The following is a 3,007-nucleotide window of genomic DNA, read 5'->3' as shown; positions in this document are numbered from 1 at the left end:
TCAAGAGAAGTCTTGTAAAGATTCTTTTAGTTAATCAGCTATCTTCGGACAAGGTTGGGGTTAACGCTTTCAGAAAACAACACAGGGCACGGATGCCCTTGCTTAGTCTTTGTGGTTGAGGAGGGTTACAACTCAGAAAGATTCGAGAATTTAAATATAAACTCTGGCTCTTTCATTCCCCCATTTTGAGTCATTGACACTTCTCTAAAGCATTCATTTCTTCTGGTGATAAATTCACCTGAAAACTTTATCTTGTCGCCAATTTTTAATGATAAAGCCTCTTTAAATAATGGGGTTTCTTGAGGCATTAAGGTTTCATCACCTGTATCTGAGAAACTGTTATTCCACGTTTTTAGAGTTACCCCCTTGGCTATCTCTACGGAAATAACACCTTTACCATCTTGGTTTGAGTTTAAGTCTCTAATTACCCCACTCCAATTGATAGCATTCTTATTTGTTTTTATAATTTCGCATATACGACTATCTCTTTCTGACTTCAGTGATGCTATTTGAAGATCGTTATCTGCTTTTTTGGTTTTTACTATATATGATGTAAGCAGGTTAACGAACTCTCGCTCTTGGCTTGGATATGATGCTATCACGTCCTTGTATGGATCTTTTTTTTCTCCAAAAAAGCCAGCGTAATAAAGAACTCCAATACAAATAATCCCACCCACCAAGGTTTGCGTTATGACTTTTGATGCTGACAAGATTCACCTCATTTTCATCACTAATTAGTTAGTACGGGATTATCTAAATTCCTTATTAGTTTGCAATCATATATAAGCACATTAACCTTCACCGATCCTGAGTCTATGTTAATTGCAGACGCTAATCCCATATCTTTAATATACCCAACAACAAAACTGCTTCCGTTATCATCTTCAGCGTAATAAGAAATTGAGTCTTTCTTTTGCTTGTTTCTTTCCGCTACTGGCGGATTAAATGATATATCACCAGGCAGCGATGCTATAAACAGAACGGTGTCATTATCCATTTTTTCAATATACAACTCAGCACCAGATAATTTATTATCGCCCTGATTTGCTTTTTCGAGATTGTTATAAAAACATTCATAATTACCATCAATAAGTAGATTATGACCACCATTACCCTTACTTACCAATATCGAGCGATCACTTCCAAATGCAATACATGGAAATAACAGCAACCCAATGACTATTTTCTTTAGCATTTCTCATCCTTAATAAATAACATTTAAGTAATTGTGCCACTGGGTTGGTGCAATTTGAAGCAAGTTAGGTCATTGTAGGCATTATTTGTGATAGTGATTCTCTCGCAGCTCTCCTTCCGTCATCAATAGTTCCTTTTATGGTAGGAGCATTACTTGTGATATTAATATCACCAATAGTCACATCCGTCTTATTATTAACAGTGGTTGGTTTACTATTTAGTTTTTGAGTTTGAGATAAGAAATTTTGAGGCTCATTTACCCCACCTTTTACTAGCGGCGTGGAAATTTTCTGATCAAGTTTGTTTACTATACTTAACTTTCCCTCTTTCCACCCTTCTACTTTTTTCATAGCTTCAAGGATGATATCTCTTTCGGCTCTAGAATATTCGCTCATCTTTTTTTCAGAGCCGACAGCATCTAAAACCCTTTTAATATACACATCAGTTGGGTTTTCTTCTGGTGGGGCATAGGAGGTAATGGCTTGGGATAAAGTCTTATCTTTATAACCTATACCCGCTCCATAGTCCCCCTTGGTTGATAGCCTTTTAGCTCTGTCACTTTCAAATATTAAATTATCCTTTGCTTTTCTTCCTGATTCTTCATCTGGAAAAATAGCAAACCTACCATCAGTCCCTAAAGCGCCAAATTTTTTTGCAAAATCTCCATACTCAATATTACCCGGGTTATTATTTCTCCAAGATCTAGAGCCTCCCTCTTTTACTTGATCTGAAGACGATGATTTATAAATCCTCTTATTTTGAGATGGAGACTCAACGCTAGATGCCTTCACAACAGGAGTTAAGACTCTTTTAGCAAATCCACCAAATCCTGTAGCAATTGAACCAACCGCATTATTAAAACCTTTTGTATCTATTTCCTCAATAACATGACCGAGAGCCTTCCCGCCTGGTATCGCCCAATCTAAAGAGCTTAAAATAATGTTCGCATTTTCAGCGTTGCTCTTATCTTTTGAAACATGAGATAAGGCATCTGCCGTTTTAACTCCCGTCATAGTGACATTTGCCATTTCAGGAGCAAGTGAGCCTAGATCTAGGTTATCGACGTAATCCTTAAACCACAACAGGCTACCTGCGACTGCTGCGATAATTAAACCTGGCCAGCCCAAAAGTCCCGCAAAAGCACCGCCAATAGATGCTATTGTACCAGTAAACCCTAAAGCAAATTTACCAGTGAAATATGCAAGCAACCCCCCAAGAGCAAGTTTCCACCCCTCAACATTTCCATCCTGATCAGTAAACCATTTACCAATTGAGGTTTCACCAAACCACTCAGATAAGCTATCTAACCAACCAAGGACTGTCTCGATTGTTTTAGACCATTCAGACCAATCAAAGTAAGAGTCCTTGCCTTCTTTCCATCTTTTATAATCCCTATATAACAACACTATTGCAGCAGCTAAAGCCAACACTAAACCAGTGCCAGTTAACAGAGGGGCGAACATACCAGCCATTGCGATTGCACCCTTTATTAGCGCAGGGATCAGAAACAAGGTGAGTACAACTGCCATTCCCTTAAACAGGTCTTTGGCTACTTCTCTATTTTTATTGAGGTAATCAAGCCAACCTGAGACTTTCTCAGAGAAGCGGAGGAAGTAAGGCATTAAGTAGTTCGCAATGAGTGTTTTTAAACCTTCCCACTGTTTGCTGACTAATGCGTTTTGTTGGTTAAGCTGACGACTTAGCTTTAATTCTTCTTCGCTGGAGATAACGATATGCTTTTGAGTTTCTAGCATCTGTTGCATAGCCTGACGACCTTCAAGCAACAGATTTATTGTGCCGTCATCGAACCCCA

At 38.5% G+C, this 3,007-nt stretch carries 2 protein-coding genes and 1 pseudogene; all 3 read right to left on the bottom strand.

All coding sequences use genetic code 11. From position 1 onward, the window contains the following. Nucleotides 1-125: 125 nt before the first annotated feature. Nucleotides 126-710, bottom strand: a complete 585-nt coding sequence (locus tag ABN256_RS18875) for a hypothetical protein (RefSeq protein WP_349439920.1) — start codon at nt 708-710, stop codon at nt 126-128. 20 nt (nt 711-730) lie between these two features. After that, a complete protein-coding gene (locus ABN256_RS18870; RefSeq protein ID WP_349439918.1) occupies nt 731-1,195 on the bottom strand; it encodes a hypothetical protein in 465 nt (154 codons plus the stop codon). 64 nt (nt 1,196-1,259) lie between these two features. Further along, nucleotides 1,260-3,007, bottom strand: a pseudogene (locus ABN256_RS18865) (hypothetical protein); the annotation flags it as partial.

Origin of the sequence: Proteus sp. fly-1008 (genome assembly GCF_040140305.1) — a bacterium.
GTDB lineage: Bacteria > Pseudomonadota > Gammaproteobacteria > Enterobacterales > Enterobacteriaceae > Proteus > Proteus vulgaris_B.
The sequence above is the reverse complement of the archived record's forward strand: the minus strand, read 5'-3'. Positions and strand labels throughout refer to the sequence as shown.

What these genes read in the sequence shown, in the direction of transcription:
- ABN256_RS18870 (WP_349439918.1), bottom strand. Translation starts at nt 1,195, where the DNA reads ATGCTAAAGAAAATAGTCATTGGGTTGCTGTTATTTCCATGTATTGCA.